This is a genomic window from Alteraurantiacibacter aestuarii, assembly GCF_039523595.1.
GTDB classification, from domain to species: domain Bacteria; phylum Pseudomonadota; class Alphaproteobacteria; order Sphingomonadales; family Sphingomonadaceae; genus Alteraurantiacibacter; species Alteraurantiacibacter aestuarii.
On sequence record NZ_BAAAFP010000002.1, the window covers coordinates 1,426,381 to 1,448,849 of the forward strand.

A 22,469-nucleotide genomic window follows, 5' to 3' on the forward strand; every position below is an offset into this window, starting at 1 on the left:
CGTTCGGTTCATCGCCAACTGGTGATGTCCGATGTGAATGACCGGATGAGAAATCGCGGCAGCATGTACGCTGTCCGCGTTCACTGTGAAGGGAGCACCAAGTGAGGAGTTTTACCAACAAGGGGGTCTTTAAGGCCCTGCTGCTGGCCGGTGGGGCCAGCACGATTGCGGTGGCGTCACCCGCCATGGCACAAGATTCGGGAGACGAATCTAACGACAACCGGATCGTTGTTACCGGTTCGCGCATTCAGCGTGCGGATTTCGAATCCAACAGCCCGGTCGTGACGATTGACGAAGGTCTGCTCGAGCAGTCTTCGACTGCCGCTCTCGAGCAAAACCTGAACAAGCTTCCCCAGTTCGTGCCGGCCAAGACGCCGACGCAGGGTGGCGACATTCAGCCGACCGCAACCAACACCCCCGGTGGTGCAACGATCTCGCTTCGCGGTATCGGCGCCAACCGTAACCTGGTGCTGCTCGACGGTCGTCGCGCAACTCCTGGTAACGCAACGGGCGTTGTCGACATCAGCACCATTCCTTCGGCCGCTATTGCGCGCGTCGAAGTTATCACTGGTGGTGCTTCGGCTACCTACGGTGCCGACGCTATCGCCGGTGTGACCAACTTCATCCTGAAGGATAACGTCGAAGGCCTCGAACTCGATGGCCGTGCCGGTATCACCCAGAATGGCGATGGCTTTGAATACCAGCTGTCCGGCATCATGGGCACTGACTTTGACGATGGCCGCGGCAACGTGTCTATCGCCATGTCGGTCAACACGCGTGAAGCGAACTACCAGCGCAACAATTCCTTCTATCAGGATCTGTGGGCTAACCCGTCTACGGGTGGTGGTCGCTTCTTCCCGCTTTATCCGGGTGTAGCGATGGAAATCGGCAACCCGGTGAACAGCAACTACTTCTACAATGTGGCTTTCCCGGGCACGACGAGTAGTTTTGACTCCAACGGTCAGCCCTTTGACAACACCATCAGTGGTTTCAGCTTCCTGCCTGGTCCGACGTTCTTCAACGTCTACACCAACCCGGATGGCGGCCTGTTCACGATCGGTCGTAACCAGCAGGGTGGACAGGGTCTGTGGGATGGCAATATCGTTCAGAACGATTTCGCCAAGGTCACCGACACTGGCGCTCTGACCTTCATTGATACCAACTCGTACCTGATTCTGCCGCTGACCCGTTACAACGGCTTCTTCAACGGCAATTACGAGCTCAATGACTGGATCGGCGTGTTCGCACAGGGCCTGTTCAGCAAGGTTGAAACCGAAACCACCAACCAGGGCGGCTCTTTCACGGGCGGCTGGGACATCTTCGTTCCCTATGGCACCGGCGTTTACACCGGCAGCGCCATCCCCGGTTCGACCCAGGGCGGCTACGGCAACCCGAGTTCGGTTACTCTCAATGGCATGGGTGGTTATGTAGATAACACGCCCGGCGTTCTGACCGACAACCCGACGAACCCGGCTTTCCGGGCTCTCTACGGTGATCAGTTCAGCTGCGCACTCAATGCCACTGGCGGTTGTACCAACAACCAGCTGTTTGGCCAGTTCCTGCCGCAGCAGCTGCAGGACCTGCTGAACAATCGTGCAAACCCGAATGGCCGCGTTGACGTCCGTTACGGTGTTCCTGAGAACCGTTCGACCTTCACGGATGTTACCACCTACCAGCTGCTTGCTGGCCTGGAAGGTTACGTTCCTGGAACGGACTGGACCTGGGAATTCTTCGTGAACCACGGCGAATCCAGCACTTACGCACGTCAGACGGGTATTTTCTCGCTGGCACGCGCTCGTACGCTGCTTTCGGCTCCTGGCTTTGGCCAGGGCTTCGATGCTGCCAGTAACGATGCTTCGGCTCGTGTCGATTTCGGCGCGAACTTCGGCACCTGTACGTCGGGCTTCAATGTCTTCCAGCTTACCTGGGAAGAAATTTCCGACGACTGTAAGCAGGCGATCAATGCTGACCTGAAGAACCGGTCCACCATCCGTCAGACGATTGTGGAAGCCAATATTCAGGGCGGTCTGTTCGAACTTCCTGCCGGCCAGCTGCGTTTCGCACTTGGTGGCAGCTATCGTGAGCAGGACTTCGAGTTCATCAACGATACGCTGACGACGCAGGGTAGCTCGTTCCTCGACCAGGCAATCGGTATCTACCCGAGCGCTGACTCGTTCGGCTACTACGACGTGCACGAGCTCTATGGTGAGCTTCTGATCCCGGTCCTCGCGGACATCCCGGGCATTCAGGAATTCAACCTGGAAATCGGCGGTCGTATGTCGGATTACAGCACCACCGGCACATCCTACACCTACAAGATCCTGGGTGATTGGGCTGTGACCGACTGGCTGCGTTTCCGCGGTGGTTACAACCGTGCTGAACGTGCTCCGAACATTGCTGAGCTGTACCTCGCTCCGCAGCAGACCTTCGCCATCAACGCACTGGGTGATATCTGCTCCGAAGCGTCGAACTTCTTCATCTCGGCAAATCCGGCTGCTGCTGGTGCAAGTACTGCTGCTGACGTGAAGGCCGTTTGTCGTGCCATCATGGAAACGACTGCTGGTACCGGTCAGGGCGATGCATATTATGCCCGTCCCGTCGCTCAGCAGCCGCAGCCCGGTGTAGGCTTTGCCTTCCCGACGCTGTACGGCAACCCGAACCTGACGCCTGAAATCGCAGACACCTACACGCTGGGCGTTGTGATCCAGTCGCCCTTCACGTCAGAAGCGTTCTCGCGTCTGCGCATGTCGGTTGACTGGTTCAACATCAAGCTGAAGAATGCCATCGGCTTCTCGCCGGGTGCAACCATTCAGCAGTGCCTTGATCCGTTCTACAACTCACTGGTTACCGGTGCTGCCAGCAATCCTTCGCAGGCTCTTGCTGCAGCTACCAATGACCTTTGTGCCGGTGAAAACCAGCGTCTCGTCTATGACTCGGGCTTTGCTGCTCCGGCTCTGGGCAACATTCGCATGTCGTTCACCAATGACGGTGTCGTAGACATTGCTGGTATCGATGCTCAGATCGACTGGGCGTTTGATGTTGGTCCGGGTACGGTCAACACCAATATCGTTGCCAACTACTACATGCACTACAAGGTCGCCGAACTGTCCAGCAGCCCGCTGGTGGACTATGTTGGCACCTTCGGCACCAGCTCGGCTGGCCTGAACCCCGGCGCATACGAATATCGTATCCTGGGTACCCTGGGCTACCGTCTGGGCGCAGCCAGTGTGAACCTTCAGTGGCAGCATCTGCCGTCCGTTGAAGATACCGCACAGGCACAGCAGAACACGCCGCAGCTCGGCGCACCGTCATACAACCTGTTCGCTCTGAGCGGTTCGTATGCGCTGAGTGATGCTATCAACCTGCGCTTGGGTGTTGAAAACCTCTTCAACAAGCGTCCGCCGCTCACGGGTGTGAACCCGACGGCTGACGTTACCCAGGGTCAACAGACCGGCGGTTCTTACAACTCGCTGTTCTATGACACGCAGGGCCGTCGCTTCTTCTTGGGTGCGAACGTTCAGTTCTAATCCAGGCGACAAGCCAACAAGATCGGGGCCTCTCCTTCGGGAGGGGCCCTTTTCTTTTGCGCGTTATCGGTCATCCGGCCGCTGGACACACGGCCCTCGCCGCGCCATCAGTTGAGGCATAAGCGGGTGAGGAGAAATACTGTGACCAAGTTGATACGTTTCCACGAAACCGGCGGGCCTGAAAAACTGATCCTTGAAAACCGCCAGGTTGGCGATCCCGGCCCCGGTGAAGTCCGCCTGCTGATGGAAGCTGTCGGCCTCAACCGCGCGGAGGCGATGTACCGCGCAGGCAATTATCCCACCAAGCCCAAATTGCCGAGCCTGATCGGCTACGAAGGCGTGGGCACGATCCTGGCGCTCGGCGACGGGGTGACAAATTACGCCGTGGGCGAGCGCGTGTGCGTGTTGCCGATGATCCAGCAGGGCGAATACGGAATCTGGGCAGATGAGGCGATCGTACCGGCGCGGATCCTTTTGCCTGCACCGGCGGGCATGGATGTGACCGCAGCTGCGGCAATCTGGATGCAGTACATGACTGCCTATGCCATCTATGAGGTCGCCCAGATTGGCCCCAATGATGGCGTCATAATTCCTGCGGCATCATCCAGCGTGGGCATCGCCGCCATCCAGCTCGCCAACTGGGCAGGCGCCATCCCCATTGCGGCCACAAGGACCAGCAAGAAAGCCTCTGCCCTGCGCGATCTGGGCGCGGCCCATGTGATCGCTACCGAGGAGGAGGATCTCGCTGCCCGCGTGATGGAGATTACTGGCGGTAAAGGAGCACGATGCGCGTTTGATCCGGTTGGCGGGCCTTATGTGGAACAGCTTGCAGCTGCGCTGGCCCCGCGCGGGATCGTGTTCATATATGGCGGGCTGAGTGGCAAGCCCACGCCCTACCCGCACTGGCAATGCGCGATGAAAGGCCTTTCCATCCGTGGCTGGGTCGCCAGCGAGATCTGGAATCACCCGCACCGCTTCAATGCCGCGAAAGAGAAAATCATCGCCGGCCTGGCGCAGGGCAAGCTCGAACCCGTCATCGCAAAGACGTTTAACGGACTGGAATCCTTGCCGGAAGCGAATGCATTCCTCGAATCGAACCAGCAGATTGGCAAGGTGGTCGTGCGCTTCTGATCGGCTGTGGCAGTGAGGCTGAGGGTGGTAGGGCAAGAAAAATGGTGCGCCCGACAGGATTCGAACCTGTGGCCCCCGGATTAGGAATCCGATGCTCTATCCTGCTGAGCTACGGGCGCGCCGGAATTGCCTTTAGTCGGGGAGTTTGGGCCGCGCAATGCGCGATCAGTTCATATCTTCGGGCGGTGCAACCGGGAATGGCAGCGGAGCGACATCGATCCCCTCCTCCAGCAGCTGCTGCGCCTCTTCAACGCTGGTTTCACCGTGGATCGGCTCCACATCGCGTTCGCCATAATGCATGGCGCGGGCATCTTCGGCAAAACTGGGGCCGACCCATTTGCTCTTCGCCAGTGCCTTTGCCTGCGCTTCGGCAAGTTTCTTGAGAGCTTTCTGGACTTCCGGAGGCATCTGGCCATTGGCCATGATCTGGCCTTCAGGCAGCTGTTCCGGGCGCGTGTCTCGGCGGGGGGCAGAGACCTTCTGGTTTCCCTTTTGCCCCACCGCAGGCGCCATCGGGGCCTTCATCACCTGCGCCGACCCGCATTGAGGGCAGCACAGCAGGCCCGATGCCTTCTGCGAAGCGAAATCGTCCGAAGAACCGAACCAGCCTTCAAAGGCATGTCCGTTGTCACAGCTGAGGTCAAAAACGATCATTGTGCGGTCGATTTAGGGATATCGCGGCGATTGGCAAGGCTGGGCAGCTGGCGGCGCACCTGCGCGATCCGGTCATGATCGATGTCGGCAAAGCCAAGTCCGGCCTCCTCCCCGCCCATGTCCAGCAGCACTTCGCCCCACGGATCGATCACCAGAGAATGGCCATAGGTCTCGCGCCCGTCCTGGTGCACGCCCACTTGCGCGGCGGCCACCACAAAGGCGCTGGCCTCTATCGCGCGGGCGCGCTGGAGGATGTGCCAGTGTGCCGCGCCAGTGGGCCTGGTGAAGGCCGCGGGGATGGCGATGACATCGCAGGCCCGGCGGCCAAGTTGTTCGAATAATGCGGGAAACCTGATGTCATAGCAGATCGTCAGCCCCAGCCTGCCCAAAGGCGGCAGGTCCACGCTCACCACCTCATCGCCGGCAGCATAGGCCGCGCTTTCGCGCCAGCTTTCACCGGTGGACAGCTCCACGTCGAACATGTGCATCTTGTCATATGTCGCGGCGATATCGCCTAGGCGGTCGATCACGAATGCCCGGTTCGCCCAGCGGCCGTCCTCCCGTTCCACCGCCAGCGATCCCAGCGCGACCTCCATGCCATTCTGCGCCGCCGCATTGCGCACGGCCTGCAGCACCGGATTTTCGGCCGGAGGGACAATGCTGGCCGCCGCGCGCTTGCGATCACGATCGATCAGGCCGCACATTTCCGGGGTGAACAGCATTTGCGCCCCGCCCGCCGCGGCCTGTCGCACAGCGTCGACGATTACATCGGCATTTTCAGCAGGATCGATGCCGCTGGTCATCTGAAGAACGGCAATCCGCATGGGTGTGGCCACCTGGGTCAAAGGCCCAGCATCGCGTCAAGCCGCCCTTCCCGCTCCAGCGCGGCAAGATCGTCCGACCCGCCAACCGGCTTATCATCGATGAATATCTGCGGCACAGTGCGGGCAACCGGGTTGCGTTCAACCATGCGCTTGCTGTCCTCGCCACCCATGGTGATGTCATATTCAGTGTAGGCCACGCCCTTGGCATCGAGCAGCCGCTTGGCGCGGTGGCAATAACCGCAGAACGTCTTGGTATAGATTTCAACTTTGACGGTAGGCAAGAATATTTCCTTCAATTCAAGTCGCTTGAGGGGGAGACGTGGTCCTCTTGACTACACGCACGGCGATCTTATCTCAATTCATGTCAGCGCGCGAGGCGTGTTGGCAATGCGGAGTGCCGCCCGGCGGGCTCCATCATGGTACAAATTGCTCAAAAGAGGATTTGAAGAAGATGAACCGACTTGATTTTACCCCCTATCGCCGTTCCACCGTTGGCTTTGATCACCTGTTCGACCTGCTCGAAAGGCAGGCCCGCAACAGTGGTGGAGATAACTACCCCCCCTTCAACATTGAACGCCGCGGTGACGATGAATATCGCATCACGCTGGCGCTGGCCGGATTCCGTGCTGAGGACCTTGATATCACCGCGCAGCAGAACATGCTGGTGGTTCAGGGCAAGAAGCGCGACGAACTGACCGCCGGCGACATGCTGCACGTCGGCATCGCCAATCGCGGATTTGAACGCCGCTTTGAACTGGCCGACCATGTGCGGGTTGAAAATGCCGCGCTGGCCGATGGCCTGCTGGTGATCGATCTGGTGCGCGAAGTACCCGAAGCGATGAAGCCCAAGAAGATCGCCATCGGCGGTTCTTCCTCACGGCTGGAGGTCGTCAAGGACAAGAGCGACGATCAGGCCGACGCTGCCTGATTTCGGTCAAGAACCGGTCATTTAGCGGACATAATTTGGGGGCGGGCCTGATCAAGGGCTCCGCCCCCTCGGCGCCAGGCGCCGACTTGCCGCTTCGCCCTTGCTCTCCGGGTCGCATTAGAGAGCCTGAGCGAATGGCAAGACCAAGCCGGCGGCATGCTTGAAACGTCCCTGAAGCAGCATGCTCGGCCGGTCCGAACCGGTATTGAGATCCTATTCGCGCACTTCCCCTATGCACGAGATAGTTTCATTGTTTAGGAGTTAAGCCTTGCACCGCCCGGTTAGCAAGGGAAATTTCCTACGAATTGCTGCAATGCATCCAATTCACACGAGCCGCGACTGTTTCAGAGCAGCTTCGATGAAGCCGGCGAACAGCGGATGCGGATCGAACGGCTTGCTCTTGAGCTCAGGGTGGAACTGCACGCCAACGAACCAGGGATGGTCTGGCCGCTCGACGATTTCGGGCAGCAGGCCATCTGGCGACATGCCCGAAAACACCAGTCCGCCCTTCTCCAGCGGCTCGCGATAGGCAGAGTTGACTTCGTAGCGATGACGGTGCCGCTCCGAAATGCTGGTAGCCCCGCCATAAATCTTCGAAACCTGGCTGCCGGGAGCCAGCACGGCTTCATAAGCGCCAAGCCGCATGGTGCCGCCAAGGTCGGTATTCACCGAACGCTTCTGCAGGCCTTCCTTGCTCATCCATTCGGTGATGATACCCACCACCGGCTCTGTCGTTTCGCCAAATTCCGTGGATGATGCATCTGCAATGCCTGCGGTATTGCGCGCAGCTTCGATGCAGGCCATCTGCATGCCCAGGCAAATGCCGAAGAAGGGCACGTTGCGTTCGCGGGCAAAGCGCACACTGGCGATCTTGCCTTCCGAACCACGCTCACCAAAGCCGCCTGGCACCAGAATGGCATGCAGCGGCTCCAGCTGGGCGGCGATATCATTGTCCGGAAGCTCGAATATCTCCGCATCGATCCAGCGGATATTGACCTTGGTGCGATTGGCCATGCCGCCATGCACCAGCGCCTCGTTCAGCGACTTGTAGGCATCGGGCAGGCCGACATATTTGCCCACCACGCCGATGGTCACTTCGCCTTCGGGATTTTCATAGCGATCGAGGATATCGTCCCACACCGCCAGATCGGGCGCGATCGACGTTTCCAGCATGTGGAAGTGGCGCAACACCTCCGCATCGAGGCCCTCTGCGTGGTATTGCAGCGGCACGGCATAGATGCTGGAGGCATCCAGCGCCGGGATGACGGCTTCCTTGCGCACGTTGCAGAACAGCGCGATCTTGGCGCGTTCCGTTTCCGGCAAGGGATGTTCGCAGCGACACAGCAGCATGTCGGGCTGCACGCCCAGACTGGTCAGTTCGCGGACTGAATGCTGGGTGGGCTTGGTCTTCAGCTCGCCCGCAGCAGAAATATAGGGGACCAGCGTAACGTGCACCACGGCGGTGCGATCAGGCCCCAGCTCATTGCGCAGCTGGCGAATGGCCTCGATGAACGGCAGGCTTTCGATGTCGCCAACGGTGCCGCCGATCTCGCACAGGATGAAATCGTGGTCCTCCTCGTCACCCAGCGCGAATTCCTTGATCGCGTCCGTGACGTGCGGGATCACCTGGACAGTGGCGCCCAGATAGTCCCCGCGCCGTTCCTTGGCGATGATGTCGCGGTAGACCCGGCCCGAGGTAATGTTGTCGCTCTGGCGGGCAGAGACGCCGGTAAAGCGCTCATAATGCCCCAGATCCAGGTCGGTTTCGGCCCCGTCATCGGTGACGTAGACCTCACCGTGCTGATAAGGGCTCATCGTTCCCGGATCTACATTGAGATAGGGATCGAACTTACGAATGCGGACCTTGTAGCCACGCGCCTGCAAGAGGGCAGCGAGGCTCGCTGCCATAAGTCCCTTGCCAAGCGATGAGACCACGCCGCCGGTTATGAATATGTACCGCGCCATGGGAGTTGGGCTGTAGGGACCATTTCGGATTCGTGGCAAGCCACGATGTGCTAATTTTCAAAGTGATCCACTGTCATGCGCCGATAAGGGCACATTTCAGCCGAATTTGCTCAACTGGTCTTGTTCAGCCAAATTGCTCGGCCGACATCGCTCAGCCGGTTTTACTGGGCAACGTCAGCCAGCGGATCAACTTCAGCGGGTGCGGCTTCTGCCGGAGCAGCGCCATCGGCAGGTGCCAGCGGATCGCCAGCCTCGGCCGGGGAGGAAACGGTACGGTCAAGCGTATCGTCAATCTCGCGCCCGGTGGTGGCATTGATGGCCACCGCAGCCAGCGCGATGGACAGCACCACGAACATTACCGCCAGCCACTTTGTGGTGCGGGTAAGGAAATCGGCAGCACCGCGCGCGGACATCAGCCCGCCGGGGCTTCCGCCACCGCCCATGCCAAGGCCGCCGCCCTCCGAACGCTGCATCAGGATGACGCAGATGAGGGAGAAGGCAACAATGGCCTGGACCACGGTCAGGAAAAGAAAAAGGTTCATGGCAATGTCCAAATATCTTGCAGGCGGCTGATCTAGTGATCAGCCATGCCTACGGCAAGCCTCAGCTGTCCTGGCCTTCTGCCGCAGCGATGATGATGCCGAGGAAACTTTCCGCGGCAAGGCTGGCCCCGCCGACCAGCGCGCCGCCCACTTCATCGGCGGCGAGCAGTTCTGCGGCATTGTCCGGCTTGACCGAACCGCCATAAAGAATGCGCACATTCGCGCCATCTTCCTCGCCGTAAAAACCCATCAGCACCTTGCGGATGGAGCGGTGCATGGCGCCGATATCGTCAACCGTTGGCGTACGGCCCGTGCCGATGGCCCAGACCGGCTCATAGGCCACGGTAACGCGCCCGGCCACGTCATCACCTTGCGGCAAGGAGCCCTTGAGCTGCTTGGCAACGACCGATTCTGCCTTGCCCGCGTCACGCTGCGCTTCGGTTTCCCCCACGCACACGATCACGTTCATGCCCGCAGCCAGCACCGCATCGGCCTTGGAGCGCACATCGGCGTCCTTCTCGGCGTGATCGGCGCGGCGTTCGCTGTGGCCAACAATGGTGAAACCGGCACCGGCATCCTTGAGCATGGCGGCGGAAATATCGCCCGTGTGCGCGCCGCCATCGGCAGGATGGCAATCCTGGGCGCCAATGCCGATCAGCTCAGCTTCCTTGCGGGTGGCATGAATCAGCGTGTAAGGCGGCGCCAGCGCCACCTCCACCTTGAGCAAACGTTCCGCGGCACGGTCAATCGCACGCGCCTCTGCCAACATGGCGCGGGTTCCATGCATCTTCCAATTGCCAACAATGTAGGGGCGCTCGGCCATCTTTTTACCTTGGTAATTCACTGAAAAGTCGCTCTGACACGGCAGGCGAAAGTTCAAGCCCGCTAGTCGGACCCGGCTCGGTTGTCAAAGCTGGTTTTCCACATTGCGGGCAAAGCGCGTTCGCCTGTTGCGAGTGCGCCGCAGGGTCGATAAAGCGCCTGCCACAGGAGAGCTGGGCCATTGCGGTTCGGCTTTCGCCCAAATCTTTAGCAAAGCGTATCCATCCATGCTCCAGTTCTTCCGCAATTTCTTCAAATCCAAGGTCGGGATTATCGTGACCCTGGCCTTCCTGGCGCTGATCGCGGTGGCCTTTGCCTCCTCCGACGTGGCCAATAACTCCACCTTTGGCGGGGTGACAGGCGGTGACCGCGTGGCGGTGGTGGGCGACAAACGGATCAACACCTCGGATCTGGCGGAGCTGGCGAACAATGCCCTGCAACGCATGCGGCAGGAAAATCCGACCATGACCATGGAAGGGTTCGTCGCCAGTGGCGGGCTGGCAGACGCACTGGGCAACATCATCAGCCGCTCCGCCATTGCCGAACTGGGCCGGGAATACGGGCTGCGCGCCGGACCGCGACTGGTTGACAGCGAAATCGTCAAATCCACCGATTTTCGCGCTATTGACGGGTCTTTCGACATTAACGCGTTCCGCGCTGCCCTGCGCCAGCAAGGGCTGAACGAAGATACGGTGCGTGATGATCTGGCAATGGGTCTGTTTGCCCGGCAGTTGGTCACGCCGATCATGGCTGCCCCGCAAATGCCGCTGAGCGTGGCCAAGCGTTATGCCCAGCTGCGCCTGGAAACCCGAACCGGTGCCGTGGGCGCCATTCTTGCCGGCGCTTATGCTCCCAAGGGTGACCCCAGCACGGAGCAGTTGCAGGCCTTCTACAACGCCAACCGCACCGATTACATTCGCCCGGAACGCCGCGTGGTCCGCTATGCCAGTTTCGGCGAGGAGGCTCTGAATAATCTTCCCCAGCCCACCGACGCGCAGATTGCCGAGCGGTACGAGGCCGACAACGCGCTTTATGCAGAGCAGGAAACGCGCCGCTTCACCCAGCTGATCGCGCCCACACAGGCTGCGGCGCAGGCAATCGTCAATGAAGTGAATGGTGGCCGTGCGCTGGAAGTTTCAGCCCGCGAAAAGGGTCTGAGCACCAGCCAGATCGCAGCCACAACGCGTGAAGATTTCGCAGGCGTCACATCTGCCGCCGTAGCCGCCGCCGGCTTCACCGCCCGCAACGGCAGCCTGTCTGCGCCCGCTCAGGGCAGCCTTGGCTGGTACATTCTGCGTGTCGATTCGGTTGATCGCCGGGCCGGACGCAGTCTCGCGCAGGTGCGCGCGGAAATTTCTGCAACGCTCGCCAATGAACAGCGCCGCGAAGCGCTGAATGAAACCACGGCGCGGATCGAGGAGGAATTCTCCAACGGCCGCAGCCTGTCCGAAGTGGCGCAGGAACTGGGTCTGGAACTGACCTCCACCCCGCCCATCACCGCCGCCGGTCAGGTCTATGGTACGCAGGAAAGCGCGCCGCAGGAACTGGCGCGGATCATTCCCGTGGCATTCGAAATGACCGAAGCCGATCCGCAGCTGGCCGAAACCGTGCCGGGGCAGGTGTTCATGATCTATGACGTTGCCCAGATCACCCGTTCGGCAACCGCGCCACTGGCCGATATCCGCGAACAGGTGGTGAGCGCATGGCGCGTGGATGAAGGCATGAAGGCCGCCGGTGAGGCCGCCACGCGCGTGCTGGCGCGGGTGGAAGGCGGGGCAACTCTCGCCGCTGCCATCCGGGCCGAGGAAGTGAGCCTTCCCGCCCCCGAAAGCCTGACGCTGAGCCGCGCCGAAGTGGAACAATCGGGCAGGCTGCCCCCGGCCATCGCGCTGTTCTTCTCCATGGCGCAAGGCACGGCGAAGAGGCTGGAAAGCCCGCAGACGCTGGGCTGGTTCGTGGTGCAACTGACGGATATTTCCGCCCCCGATGTGGCGGACGACGATCCGATCGTTGCCTCCACCCAAAGCCAGCTGGTGCCGTTCCTGGTGGACGAATATTCGCTGCAGTTCGTCAATGCCGCCGAAAACTCGGTTGATGTGGAAATCAACCAGGTGGCGGTGGATGCCGTGGCTGCCCAGCTGACCGGCCAGACCAATTGATGACGGCGAAGCTGACCGGCTTGGATATCCCTTTGGGTGGCCTTGTGACTGGCGGTCCTGAAAACGCCAGCCAGGCACGCGCCAGACTGGCCGCTGGTGAGCATGCGCTGGTGTGGCGCAAGCTGGTTGCCGATACCGAAACGCCGGTTGGTGCCGCGCTCAAGCTGATCAAGCCGGGCCGCGGTGACTTTCTGCTCGAATCGGTCGAGGGCGGCGAAGTGCGCGGGCGCTACAGCCTGCTCGGTCTCGATCCGGACCTGATGTTCCGCGCCACCGGCGCATCGTGCGAAGTCAACGCCAGCTGGCAGCATGACCATGACGCCTTCCGTCCGCTGGAGGGGGACAGTCTTTCGGAACTGCGCGCGCTGGCAAATTCCTGCCGGATCGATGTGCCGGAGGAACTGCCCTCGGCGCTGGCCTGCCTGGTCGGCTATTTCGGCTATGAGACTATCGGCCTGGTCGAGAAGCTGCCGCGCGCCCCGCAGAGCGAACTGCAACTGCCCGACATGCTGTTCGCCCGGCCAACGCTGGTGCTGGTGTTCGACAATCTGTCCGACAATCTGTTCTGCATTGCCCCGCTATGGGCCGATGGCGGCGATCCCGACCGCGCGATTGAGCGTGCGGGTGAGCGTATCGACGAGACATTGCGCAAGCTGGGCGGCGTCACCCCGCCTCCCTTGCGCGAAACAGACCTGCCGGAAATGGACCTTGAGGCGGTGATGGACCCCGCCGATTATGAGCGGATCGTCCTCAAGGCGAAGGAGTACATCACCGCAGGCGACATCTTCCAGGTGGTGCTGGCGCAGCGCTTCACCTGCCCCTTCCCCCTGCCGCCGTTCGCGCTTTACCGTGCGCTGCGGCGCATCAATCCATCGCCCTTTCTCTATTTCCTCGACCTGCCCGGCTTTGCGGTTGTCGGTTCAAGCCCGGAGATTCTGGTGCGCGTGCGCAATGGCGAAGTGACCATTCGCCCGATTGCCGGAACGCGACCGCGCGGCGCAACCCCGGCCGAGGACCGCGAGAATGAACGCAGCCTGCTGGCCGATCCCAAGGAATGTGCAGAACATCTGATGCTGCTCGATCTTGGCCGCAACGATGTGGGCCGCGTGGCCCGGGCAGACAGCGTCACCGTGACCTCCAGCTTCACTGTCGAGCGGTATAGCCATGTGATGCACATCGTCAGCAATGTGGTGGGCCAGCTGGCCGATGACTGCGACGCCATCGATGCGCTGTTCGCAGGCTTTCCGGCGGGCACGGTATCGGGCGCACCCAAGGTTCGGGCCTGCCAGATCATCGCCGAGCTGGAACCGGAAACGCGCGGGCCTTATGCGGGCGGTGTCGGCTATTTCGCACCCGATGGGTCGGTTGACAGCTGCATCGTCCTACGCACCGCCGTGGTCAAGGATGGCGTCATGCACGTGCAGGCGGGCGCGGGCATAGTGGCGGATAGCGAACCCGCATATGAAGCTGCGGAGTGCCGCCACAAGGCTGGCGCGCTGATCTCCGCCGCGCGCGAGGCGGCGCGTGTTGCCAGTGAACCGGGTTTTGGCCAGTGAGGTTTGGCGCACGTACCGCCATACATGCCTGCCTGATCCTTGCCCTGGCCGCATGCGAAGCGCATGAAATTACCCCTGACGAACCGGTACAGGACACACAGGCGCCCGCGATAGCCGCCCACCCTTGTGAGCCGGTGATCTTCGAGGATACCCAGTTCACCCAGTGCACCGCAGACCCGGCTGTCCATGCCATCCACATGGTCCATGCCGATGCCGATGGCGAAGCCTATCGCAGTTTCGCCAGCTATGCCGCCAGGCGCCCTGCCGATGCCCCGCCCGTGGCCTTCGCCATGAATGGCGGCATGTTCGATGAGAACGGCGATCCCATTGGCTATTATGTCGAGGAAGGGGAGCGCCTGCACGGCCTCAACCGGGCAGAGGGTCCGGGCAATTTCCACATGCTGCCCAATGGCGTGTTCTTTGGCGATGCCACCGGCAACTGGCACGTCTGGGATACGCAAAGGTTCTTCGACAATGTGGAGACCCGCCCGCAATTCGGCACGCAGTCAGGCCCGATGCTGGTGGTGGCCGGGGAATTGCATCAAGGCTTCGATGTCGATGGCGATTCGCAGAAGATCCGCAACGGGGTGGGTGTCGATCCATCGGGCCGCGCGCATTTCGTGATTTCCGAAGTGCCGGTCAGTTTCGGCCGCTTTGCCCGCTTCTTTCGGGACGTTCTGCGCACGCCCAACGCGCTGTTCCTTGATGGCAGTGTCTCGCAATTATGGGATGCCGAAAGTGGCCGCATGGACAATCGCGCGCCGCTTGGTCCGCTGATCATTGTGGAAATGCGTGAGAATGGCGGATAAGGGACGCGCCATGATCCTGGTAATAGACAATTACGACAGCTTCACCTTCAACCTGGTCCATTACGTGATGGAGCTGGGCGCTGAAGTGGTGGTGAAACGCAATGACGCCATCACCGTGGAAGAAGCGATGGGCATGGGCGCACAAGGCGTGCTGATTTCGCCCGGTCCCTGCACCCCCAATGAGGCAGGCATCAGCCTTGCCCTGGTGGCAGCCTGTGCGGAGGCGAAAATGCCGCTGCTGGGCGTGTGCCTGGGCCATCAGTCTATCGGCCAGCACTTTGGCGGAACCGTTGCCCGCGGCGGGCTGATGCACGGCAAGACATCGCCGGTCGATCATGACGGCACCGGCGTGTTCGAAGGCCTGCCCTCCCCCTATACCGCAACCCGCTATCACTCGCTGATCGTGGAGAATATTCCCGATTGCCTGGTGGTCAACGCCACCAGCGAGACGCCGGGGCTTGATGGCACGGCAGTCATGGGGTTCCGTCACAAGGACCTGCCCATTCACGGTGTGCAATTCCACCCGGAAAGCATCGCCACAGAACATGGCCATGCCCTGCTCGCCAATTTCCTCCGGATTTGCGGGATCGAGCCAAAGGCCGTTCGATGAGCCTCTCACCCAATCCGTCACACAGCCTGTCCCTGAGCGAAGCCGAGGCGCTGTTCGCGCGGATGCTGGATGGAGAGATGGCGGAGGATGAAATCCGCGACGTGCTGGTCCAGCTGGCAGATCGCGGGGAAACTGCACAGGAAATCGCCGGCGCGGCCCGCGCCATGCGGGATCGGATGACACGTATTTCCGCCCCTGACGACGCTATGGACGTGTGCGGTACCGGCGGCGATGGTCAGCACAGCCTGAACATTTCCACTGCCACATCGCTGGTCGTGGCGGCTTGCGGCGTGCCCGTGGCCAAGCATGGCAACCGCGCCGCCAGTTCCAAGGCGGGCGCTGCCGATACGCTGGAAGCTCTGGGGCTGGATCTGCAAAGGGCGGGAACGCTGGCAGAAGAAACCCTGCCCGATCTTGGCATCACCTTCCTGTTTGCGCAGGCGCATCACCCGGCGTTGGGCAGGATCGCCCCGATCCGCCGTGAACTGGGACGGCGCACGATCTTCAACCTGCTCGGCCCGCTGGCCAATCCTGCCGGGATCACCCGCCAGCTGGTGGGCATCGCCTCGCCCGATCTGGTGGAGACATACCGCGATGCGATGAAGCTGCTGGGCATCACCCGTGCGCTGATCGTCTCGGGCGAGGAAGGACTGGACGAGATTTCCATCGCCGGGCCGACCCGTATTGCCACCATCGGCATCGATGGTCTGGGCACCAGCGTAACGCCCGAAGATGCTGGCCTGCCGCGCCATTCGCTGGATGCCATTCGCGGCGGCGATCCGGCATACAACGCCGCTGCCCTCATCCGGCTGCTCGACGGCGAGAGATCCGCCTACCGCGATGCCGTGCTGCTCAATGCAGCGGGCGCGCTGATCGTGGCGGGCGAAGTCAATGGCTGGAGCGAAGGCGTGGAAGAAGCCGCAGAGGCAATCGACAAGGGCCTGGCCAGCGCCCTGCTCGATTGCTGGATCGCGACCACGAAATGACCAATAAGCTCATCGAAATCTGCGACACCAAGCGCTGCGAAGTGGCACAGCGCAAGACGCTCGCCACCGTGTCCGATCTTGATCGGATGGCCGCACAGCAAACCGCACCGCGCGGCTTTCGCGCCGCGCTGGAAGCCAAGGCCGCGCATGGATTTGGCCTGATCGCGGAGATCAAGAAGGCCAGCCCGTCCAAGGGCCTCATCCGTGCCGATTTCCGCCCGCATGACCATGCGATGGCCTATGCCGCCGGTGGGGCGGCCTGCCTCTCCGTGCTGACCGATGCGCCCTATTTCCAGGGGCATGAGGATTATCTGGTGGAAGCGCGCGCCAGCTGCAGTCTGCCGGTCCTGCGCAAGGATTTCATGGTCGACCCGTGGCAGGTGGCAGAATCACGCGCGATTGGCGCCGATGCCATCCTGATCATCGTCGCCGCGCTGGAAGACGCGGTGATGCACGAGATCGAATCGGCAGCGCTGGAACGCGGCATGGATGTGCTGGTCGAAGTGCATGACGAGGCCGAGATGGAACGCGCAGCCGCGCTCAAATCGCGGCTGATCGGGGTCAACAACCGCGATTTGCGGACCTTCTCCACCGATCTTGCCACCACCGAAAGGCTCGCCCCTCTGGCGCCCGTCGGCACCTTGCTGATCGGTGAGAGCGGCATCAACAGCCATGCCGACTGCCTGCGTCTGGCAAAATCGGGCGTGCGCTGTTTCCTGGTGGGTGAGAGCCTGATGCGCTGCAAGGATGTGGAAGCCGCCACCAGAGCGCTGATCGCGGCCTAGCAACGCTGCGTTCAAGATTTGCCCTTTACTTGGGCCCGGCAACAGGGCGATGATCGCCTCCAGACAATCACGGGAGTAAGTCATGGGTATTTTCAGTTCCATCAAGGATGCCATTTTCGGCAAGGCAGAGGCCCAGGAAGCTCCGGCTCCCACAGCCAGCACTCCCTTCGGCAAGAGCCGTCCCGCAGCGATCGAAGTCGTTGATGTGGAAGCCAATCTGGATGCCCGCGAAGGGGCCGCCGATCTCAACTGGCGCACTTCCATCGTTGATCTGATGAAGCTGCTCGGCCTCGATTCCAGCTATGGCGCCCGCAAGGAACTGGCCGTGGAAATGGGCAACACCGACTATGCCGGTTCGGCAGAGGATAACATCCTGCTGCACCGCCAGGTGATGAACAAGCTGGCCGATAATGGCGGGCGCGTTCCGGCCAGCCTGCGCGATTGATCGCAGCAATGGCACGGCCCCTGTGGGGCCTGTCATAATCAGGCGCGATCTGGCATGGGCAGCGCATGAACAAGCTGACCCATCTCGATGAAAATGGTGCCGCCCGCATGGTCAATGTCGGCGGCAAACCCGAAACGGCCCGCAGCGCCACAGCTGCGGGCCGTATTCGCATGTCTGCCGCCACGCTGGCCGCGGTGCGCGATGGCTCCGGCCCCAAGGGCGATGTGCTGTCCACCGCGCGCATTGCCGGGATCATGGCGGCCAAGCGAACTGGAGAGCTGATCCCCATGTGCCATCCGCTGGCGCTGGAAAGCGTGACGGTGGAATTCACCTTCGAAGACGGTGCAATTGCAGTGGCCGCCAGGGCCACGCTGACCGGCAAGACCGGCGTGGAAATGGAAGCGCTGACCGCAGTCTCCATCGCTCTGCTGACGATTTACGACATGGCCAAGGCGCTGGAAAAGGGCATGGTCATCGAACATGTCCGCCTGCTGGAAAAGACCGGCGGCAAGAGCGGGGACTGGCATTCTCCCGATTACCTGCCCGGATGAGCCTGCCCGCCCCCATTCCGCTGGAACAAGCGCAGGCACGGTTGCTGGACGGTGTGCAGGCGCTGGGTGAAGAAGAACTGCCCCTGCCCGCAGCGGACGGGCGCTTTCTTGCACAAGACCTGCTTGCACGGCGCACGCAGCCATCCGCCGATCTTTCGGCAATGGATGGCTATGCGGTGCGCGCCGATGACCTTGCAGGGCCGTGGACGCTGGCGGGAGAGAGCGCGGCGGGGCACCCTTTTGTGGGCGAATTGCAGGCTGGGCAGGCCATTCGCATCTCCACCGGGGCGTTGATGCCGTCGGGATCTTGCGCGGTGCTGTTGCAGGAAAATGCCCTGCGCGATGGAAGCGCAATCCGGCTTGCGGGCAGCGATGGCCCCACGCCGCGCCATATCCGCCGTGCCGGTTTTGATTTCAGCCGGGGCGATCTGCTCGTTCCAAAGGGTGTGGCGATGAACCCGGCGCGAATCGCACTCGGCCTGTCAGGCGGGCATGCACTCGGCAGCTTCGGCAGGCGGCCGCATGTCACCATCATCGACAGCGGTGACGAACTGGCGGCAGACCCGCTGCAAACCGCGAATCACCAGATTCCCGCCAGCAACGGGTTGATGCTGGCGGCCCTGGTTGCTCCTCTTGCATCCAGTGTGGACCGGATCGGCCCGGTGCGTGACCGGATGGAAGACCTGTTGCGGGCATTCGACCACGCGAGCGATTTCGACGTAATCGTCACCAGCGGGGGCGCCTCTGTCGGCGATCACGACCTGATCCGCCCGGCGCTGGAAAAATGGGGCGCGTCACTGGATTTCTGGCGCATTGCGATGAAGCCGGGAAAGCCGCTGATGGTGGCCCGCCGCGGCCGGCAGATTATCCTCGGACTGCCCGGCAATCCGGTCTCCAGCTATGTCACCGCCTTCCTGTTCCTGCTGCCACTGCTGCGGCGGTTGGCGGGTGCGCGCGATCCGCTGCCGCAACTGCTGGAATTCAGGCTGTCGGGTGATGTGCCCGCCGTGGGATCGCGCCTGGAATTCGTGCGCGCGGCCATTACAGGCGGCGCTATCTCGCCGCTTTCGCAGCAGGACAGCAGCGGCCTGTACGCGCTCGCCGCCAGCAATGCGCTGATCCGCCGCGATATTGGCGCACCCGCCGCCAGCGATGGTGAGGCCGTTTGCGCTTATCTGCTCCAGAATGGCGGTATCGCTTGACTTGAGACAATCTGTTTCATACTTGTTCCTTATTCGTTCCTGAATTGGAACAAAGTTTGAAGGGACAAGCCTCATGTTGACCGCCAAGCAGCGCGAATTGCTGATCTTCATCCAGAGGAAGCTTGAAGAAACCGGCATCTCGCCTTCTTTTGAAGAGATGAAGGACGCGCTTGATCTGAAGAGCAAGTCTGGCGTGCACCGGCTGATATCGGCGCTGGAAGAACGCGGTTTCATCCGCCGTCTGGCCAATCGCGCCCGGGCGCTGGAAGTTCTCAAGCAGCCCGATGATGTGGCGGCCTCCCGGCCTGCGGCTGCGAATGATGCGGTGGGCGGTGTCGTCACTCCGCCGCGCGCCATGCCCTCGCCCGCCAATGACGTGATCGAAGTGCCGCTGCACGGCCGCATCGCTGCCGGTGCGCCGATAGAGGCGATGGAGGACTTCCAGTCCCTGCCGGTTCCTGCGGCCCTGCTTGGCGCAGGCGATCACTACGCGCTCGAAGTGTCGGGCGATTCGATGATCGAAGCGGGTATTTTCGATGGCGACTACGCACTCGTGCGCAAGACGAGCACGGCCCGCGATGGAGAAATCGTTGTCGCGCTGATCCGCAATGAAGAGGCGACGCTGAAGTATCTGCGCCATGAAAACGGCAAGATCCGGCTCGATCCCGCCAATGGCGCCTATGATCCTCAGATTTATGACGATTCCGAAGTTCAAGTTCAGGGCAAGCTTGCAGGACTGCTGCGTCGCTACAACTGACCACACGTGGTACCCCTCGGGCGGACTGTGTTAGTCTCCGGTCCGCCCGCCCCACCATCCGTGATCGCCCTGGCTTTCGGCCACGCTTGAGACTTGCGCCTTTTCCAGATTTACCGCCAGTCCGCCGCTTTGCTCCAGGCTGTTCCTGTCGGCAATAAACCAGCGCGGCTGACAGCTGCGCGGAAGCCAGCGGTCGGAAATAACAATATCCGCTCTCTCGCAGGCGGCGGCCAGCGCCCTTTCAGAAACGATCTCTCCGCTTCGGCTCATCAAGACGTGCCAGTCGCGGCCACCACGGGCCAGGGTGATGACGCAGAAGTCGCGGCTGCAATCCGCGCCCTGCCACTGCGTCAACACGGTAGGCTCGGCCGTTACGCCGGACAGTTGCATCAGATTGTCCCGCGCATAGTCGCTGCGCGAATCACGCAGGACCAGCAGCCCGTCGTTCTCCCCGGTAATGCCCACATGCCTGCCATCGCCCGATATCAGCAGGTCCGGGATCGGCGTGCTGAGCATCAGCATGGATGCCAGCGCTGCGGGAACCAGACCCCACAGGCGCGCACGCCCCTTCCACATCGCCAGCCACAGGCCGCCTGAAAGGAACAGCGCGAAGGTGCCCGTGCTCATCTGCGGCATCAGCTTCACTGCGCCGGGCTGGCCAGCGGTGAAATGCGCAATGCCAAGCAGCAGGTCGAGCGATTTGCCCGTCAGCCACCAGAAAGGCGCGCCAAGCCCGGCACTGTCGAGCGCCAGCGAAATGGCAATCAGCGGCATGGAAATGAAGGTAACCAGCGGGATGGCGATCACATTGGCCAAAGCGCCATAAAGGCCCGCGCGGTGGAAATGGAACAGCACGATCGGCATCAGCGCAATCTCGATAACCATGCCGGTAACCAGCAGCATCACCACCCGGCGGCCCGCATGGGCGAACCAGCTTTCTTCCCGCGAGGCGAGGAACTTTCGCACCGGATCGCAGCCGTGCAGCGCCACAATCGCCAGCACGGCGGCAAAGCTCATCTGGAAACTGGGGCCGATGATCGATTCAGGCCACAGCAGCAGCACAACTACAGCGGCCACAGCCACCATGCGCAGTGACAGCGCCTCACGCCCCATCGCCAGCGCCCCCAGAACCAGCATTGCCGCCACGCAGCTCCTCACGGTCGGAACCTGCGCGCCGGTCAGCAAGGTATAGCCAATCCCGGCCAGTGCGGCGAGCGCGGCAGCGGTAACCGGCAGGCGCACGCGCAGGGTCAGCCACGGCCACAGCGCCAGCAGCCTGATCGCCAGCAGATAGGTCGCCGCGATGACCGCACTCACATGCAATCCGCTGATCGCCAGCAAATGGGTGAGGCCCGCATCGCGCATCGCCTCGGCATCCTCGTCCCCGATTGCGCCCCGGTCACCGCTGGCAAAGGCCGCTGCAATGGCGCCCGGCGCACCGTCCAGGCGAGATCGGACATGGCGGGAGAGCTGCCGCTGCAACGGCGCGATCAGGCCTCCATTCGATCCGGGTTCGAGCAACTCCACCTCGCCCTGAACACTGCCGGTTGCGGCATAACCATCAAACCAGGCACTGCGTGCGAAGTTATAGGCACCCGGCAGCATCGGCGGTGCCGGCGGCATCAAGCGCGCCCGCAGCCGCACCAGCGCTCCTTCGCCCAGCTCCGCCCGGTCACCGTCGGTTGGCAGATTGACCCTGATCTTGATGGCCGCGGAGGTCTCGGGATGGCGCGTGGCAAGGATCAGCCTGACACGATCCTGCGCGGGCTGCTCAACCCTTTCCAGAATGCGTGCATCGAAGCTGGCAGAGATCGGGCGGTCCAGAGGTTGCGCGCCCACAAGTTCCGATCTTGCCCAGACCACGCCCACACCTGCGGCAAAGATCAGCCCCAGCGAAACGCAGGCGATTAGCAGCCGGCCGCGATCATCGCGCCCGCGCCACAGCGCAACCGCGCCCAATGCCAGAAACAGTGCAGCGGAGATGGCTAGCACCCATTGAAAACTTTCATCAAGGACGAACCAGCTGGCAATTCCGCCCGCGAAAGCCACCGCCAGCCACGGCGCCCGGTCAAAGCCTGCGGTATCAAGGAAACGCTCACACGCATCGCCGATGCTGGACAAAGACGCACGCTTTCGCCAATGCGAGTGCTGCAACGCAGCATCGCCAGCGTCTTCCCCCAACGGAACCAAGGGCGGTTGGCGTGTTGCCATGATCG

At 61.8% G+C, this 22,469-nt stretch carries 20 protein-coding genes and 1 tRNA gene; 13 read left to right on the top strand and 8 right to left on the bottom strand.

The window, feature by feature from the left end:
• Positions 1-101 precede the first annotated feature (101 nt).
• Both ABDZ98_RS10480 and ABDZ98_RS10485 read left to right on the top strand, forming a co-directional pair.
• Entirely contained in the window at positions 102-3,527 is a 3,426-nt protein-coding gene (locus ABDZ98_RS10480; RefSeq protein WP_343807397.1) for a TonB-dependent receptor domain-containing protein, read from the top strand.
• A gap of 141 nt (positions 3,528-3,668) precedes the next feature.
• Positions 3,669-4,658 carry a zinc-dependent alcohol dehydrogenase family protein gene (locus ABDZ98_RS10485; RefSeq protein ID WP_343807401.1) on the top strand — a complete coding sequence of 330 codons (990 nt, stop codon included), beginning with the start codon at positions 3,669-3,671 and terminating at the stop codon, positions 4,656-4,658.
• Between the two features lie 42 nt (positions 4,659-4,700).
• Here the strand turns inward: ABDZ98_RS10485 and ABDZ98_RS10490 are convergent.
• The 4 genes from ABDZ98_RS10490 to grxC form a co-directional block, all read right to left on the bottom strand.
• Positions 4,701-4,777 (bottom strand) — tRNA-Arg (locus ABDZ98_RS10490).
• A 46-nt stretch (positions 4,778-4,823) separates the two neighbouring features.
• Positions 4,824-5,312, bottom strand: a complete 489-nt coding sequence (locus ABDZ98_RS10495) for a DUF1178 family protein (protein ID WP_343807404.1) — start codon at positions 5,310-5,312, stop codon at positions 4,824-4,826.
• Positions 5,309-6,115, bottom strand: a complete 807-nt coding sequence (locus tag ABDZ98_RS10500; RefSeq protein WP_425543037.1) for a carbon-nitrogen hydrolase family protein — start codon at positions 6,113-6,115, stop codon at positions 5,309-5,311. The genes ABDZ98_RS10495 and ABDZ98_RS10500 overlap by 4 nt, the downstream gene beginning before the upstream one ends.
• Positions 6,116-6,153: 38 nt before the next feature.
• Positions 6,154-6,417, bottom strand: coding sequence for a glutaredoxin 3 (gene grxC / locus ABDZ98_RS10505; protein WP_343807407.1), 264 nt, complete (start codon positions 6,415-6,417; stop codon positions 6,154-6,156).
• A gap of 170 nt (positions 6,418-6,587) precedes the next feature.
• Here grxC and ABDZ98_RS10510 point away from each other — a divergent pair, with 170 nt between their 5' ends.
• Positions 6,588-7,064: an Hsp20 family protein gene (locus tag ABDZ98_RS10510; RefSeq protein WP_343807410.1), complete on the top strand. Its 477-nt coding sequence runs from the start codon at positions 6,588-6,590 to the stop codon at positions 7,062-7,064.
• A 324-nt stretch (positions 7,065-7,388) separates the two neighbouring features.
• Here ABDZ98_RS10510 and pyrG read toward each other — a convergent pair whose 3' ends face one another.
• The 3 genes from pyrG to tpiA all read right to left on the bottom strand — a co-directional run bounded on the left by pyrG (position 7,389) and on the right by tpiA (position 10,394).
• A complete protein-coding gene (gene pyrG, locus ABDZ98_RS10515; RefSeq protein WP_343807413.1) occupies positions 7,389-9,029 on the bottom strand; it encodes a CTP synthase in 1,641 nt (546 codons plus the stop codon).
• 161 nt (positions 9,030-9,190) lie between these two features.
• Complete coding sequence (gene secG, locus ABDZ98_RS10520; protein ID WP_343807416.1) at positions 9,191-9,571, bottom strand: preprotein translocase subunit SecG; 381 nt, start codon at positions 9,569-9,571, stop codon at positions 9,191-9,193.
• A 61-nt stretch (positions 9,572-9,632) separates the two neighbouring features.
• Positions 9,633-10,394 carry a triose-phosphate isomerase gene (gene tpiA / locus ABDZ98_RS10525; protein ID WP_343807419.1) on the bottom strand — a complete coding sequence of 254 codons (762 nt, stop codon included), beginning with the start codon at positions 10,392-10,394 and terminating at the stop codon, positions 9,633-9,635.
• A gap of 226 nt (positions 10,395-10,620) precedes the next feature.
• Between tpiA and ABDZ98_RS10530 the strand changes: the two genes are divergently transcribed.
• The 10 genes from ABDZ98_RS10530 to lexA all read left to right on the top strand — a co-directional run bounded on the left by ABDZ98_RS10530 (position 10,621) and on the right by lexA (position 20,253).
• Positions 10,621-12,552 (top strand): peptidylprolyl isomerase, encoded by a 1,932-nt coding sequence (locus tag ABDZ98_RS10530; protein ID WP_343807422.1) that lies wholly within the window; start codon positions 10,621-10,623, stop codon positions 12,550-12,552.
• Complete coding sequence (gene trpE / locus ABDZ98_RS10535; RefSeq protein ID WP_425543038.1) at positions 12,552-14,108, top strand: anthranilate synthase component I; 1,557 nt, start codon at positions 12,552-12,554, stop codon at positions 14,106-14,108. The genes ABDZ98_RS10530 and trpE overlap by 1 nt, the downstream gene beginning before the upstream one ends.
• On the top strand, positions 14,105-14,917 hold the full coding sequence (locus ABDZ98_RS10540; protein WP_343807425.1) for a phosphodiester glycosidase family protein: 813 nt from the start codon (positions 14,105-14,107) through the stop codon (positions 14,915-14,917). Before trpE ends, ABDZ98_RS10540 begins: the two co-directional genes overlap by 4 nt.
• Before the next feature lie 10 nt (positions 14,918-14,927).
• Positions 14,928-15,527, top strand: a complete 600-nt coding sequence (locus ABDZ98_RS10545) for an anthranilate synthase component II (protein ID WP_343807428.1) — start codon at positions 14,928-14,930, stop codon at positions 15,525-15,527.
• Positions 15,524-16,513: an anthranilate phosphoribosyltransferase gene (trpD, locus tag ABDZ98_RS10550; protein ID WP_343807431.1), complete on the top strand. Its 990-nt coding sequence runs from the start codon at positions 15,524-15,526 to the stop codon at positions 16,511-16,513. The genes ABDZ98_RS10545 and trpD overlap by 4 nt, the downstream gene beginning before the upstream one ends.
• Positions 16,510-17,298, top strand: coding sequence for an indole-3-glycerol phosphate synthase TrpC (trpC, locus tag ABDZ98_RS10555; RefSeq protein ID WP_343807434.1), 789 nt, complete (start codon positions 16,510-16,512; stop codon positions 17,296-17,298). Before trpD ends, trpC begins: the two co-directional genes overlap by 4 nt.
• A gap of 82 nt (positions 17,299-17,380) precedes the next feature.
• On the top strand, positions 17,381-17,743 hold the full coding sequence (locus ABDZ98_RS10560) for a DUF3597 domain-containing protein (RefSeq protein WP_343807437.1): 363 nt from the start codon (positions 17,381-17,383) through the stop codon (positions 17,741-17,743).
• Positions 17,744-17,808: 65 nt separating this feature from the next.
• Positions 17,809-18,294 carry a cyclic pyranopterin monophosphate synthase MoaC gene (moaC, locus tag ABDZ98_RS10565; RefSeq protein ID WP_343807440.1) on the top strand — a complete coding sequence of 162 codons (486 nt, stop codon included), beginning with the start codon at positions 17,809-17,811 and terminating at the stop codon, positions 18,292-18,294.
• On the top strand, positions 18,291-19,496 hold the full coding sequence (locus ABDZ98_RS10570; protein ID WP_343807442.1) for a molybdopterin molybdotransferase MoeA: 1,206 nt from the start codon (positions 18,291-18,293) through the stop codon (positions 19,494-19,496). The genes moaC and ABDZ98_RS10570 overlap by 4 nt, the downstream gene beginning before the upstream one ends.
• 73 nt (positions 19,497-19,569) lie before the next feature.
• A complete protein-coding gene (gene lexA / locus ABDZ98_RS10575) occupies positions 19,570-20,253 on the top strand; it encodes a transcriptional repressor LexA (protein ID WP_343807444.1) in 684 nt (227 codons plus the stop codon).
• Between the two features lie 30 nt (positions 20,254-20,283).
• Here the strand turns inward: lexA and ABDZ98_RS10580 are convergent, their stop codons facing one another.
• Positions 20,284-22,464, bottom strand: a complete 2,181-nt coding sequence (locus ABDZ98_RS10580) for a ComEC/Rec2 family competence protein (protein ID WP_343807446.1) — start codon at positions 22,462-22,464, stop codon at positions 20,284-20,286.
• Positions 22,465-22,469: the final 5 nt, after the last annotated feature.

What these genes read in the sequence shown, in the direction of transcription:
- pyrG (WP_343807413.1), bottom strand. Translation starts at nt 9,029, where the DNA reads ATGGCGCGGTACATATTCATAACCGGCGGCGTGGTCTCATCGCTTGGC.
- ABDZ98_RS10570 (WP_343807442.1), top strand. Translation starts at nt 18,291, where the DNA reads ATGAGCCTGCCCGCCCCCATTCCGCTGGAACAAGCGCAGGCACGGTTG.
- tpiA (WP_343807419.1), bottom strand. Translation starts at nt 10,394, where the DNA reads ATGGCCGAGCGCCCCTACATTGTTGGCAATTGGAAGATGCATGGAACC.
- trpE (WP_425543038.1), top strand. Translation starts at nt 12,552, where the DNA reads ATGACGGCGAAGCTGACCGGCTTGGATATCCCTTTGGGTGGCCTTGTG.
- ABDZ98_RS10495 (WP_343807404.1), bottom strand. Translation starts at nt 5,312, where the DNA reads ATGATCGTTTTTGACCTCAGCTGTGACAACGGACATGCCTTTGAAGGC.
- ABDZ98_RS10500 (WP_425543037.1), bottom strand. Translation starts at nt 6,115, where the DNA reads ATGACCAGCGGCATCGATCCTGCTGAAAATGCCGATGTAATCGTCGAC.
- secG (WP_343807416.1), bottom strand. Translation starts at nt 9,571, where the DNA reads ATGAACCTTTTTCTTTTCCTGACCGTGGTCCAGGCCATTGTTGCCTTC.
- ABDZ98_RS10580 (WP_343807446.1), bottom strand. Translation starts at nt 22,464, where the DNA reads ATGGCAACACGCCAACCGCCCTTGGTTCCGTTGGGGGAAGACGCTGGC.
- moaC (WP_343807440.1), top strand. Translation starts at nt 17,809, where the DNA reads ATGAACAAGCTGACCCATCTCGATGAAAATGGTGCCGCCCGCATGGTC.
- ABDZ98_RS10545 (WP_343807428.1), top strand. Translation starts at nt 14,928, where the DNA reads ATGATCCTGGTAATAGACAATTACGACAGCTTCACCTTCAACCTGGTC.
- ABDZ98_RS10510 (WP_343807410.1), top strand. Translation starts at nt 6,588, where the DNA reads ATGAACCGACTTGATTTTACCCCCTATCGCCGTTCCACCGTTGGCTTT.
- lexA (WP_343807444.1), top strand. Translation starts at nt 19,570, where the DNA reads ATGTTGACCGCCAAGCAGCGCGAATTGCTGATCTTCATCCAGAGGAAG.
- trpC (WP_343807434.1), top strand. Translation starts at nt 16,510, where the DNA reads ATGACCAATAAGCTCATCGAAATCTGCGACACCAAGCGCTGCGAAGTG.
- ABDZ98_RS10560 (WP_343807437.1), top strand. Translation starts at nt 17,381, where the DNA reads ATGGGTATTTTCAGTTCCATCAAGGATGCCATTTTCGGCAAGGCAGAG.
- trpD (WP_343807431.1), top strand. Translation starts at nt 15,524, where the DNA reads ATGAGCCTCTCACCCAATCCGTCACACAGCCTGTCCCTGAGCGAAGCC.
- ABDZ98_RS10530 (WP_343807422.1), top strand. Translation starts at nt 10,621, where the DNA reads ATGCTCCAGTTCTTCCGCAATTTCTTCAAATCCAAGGTCGGGATTATC.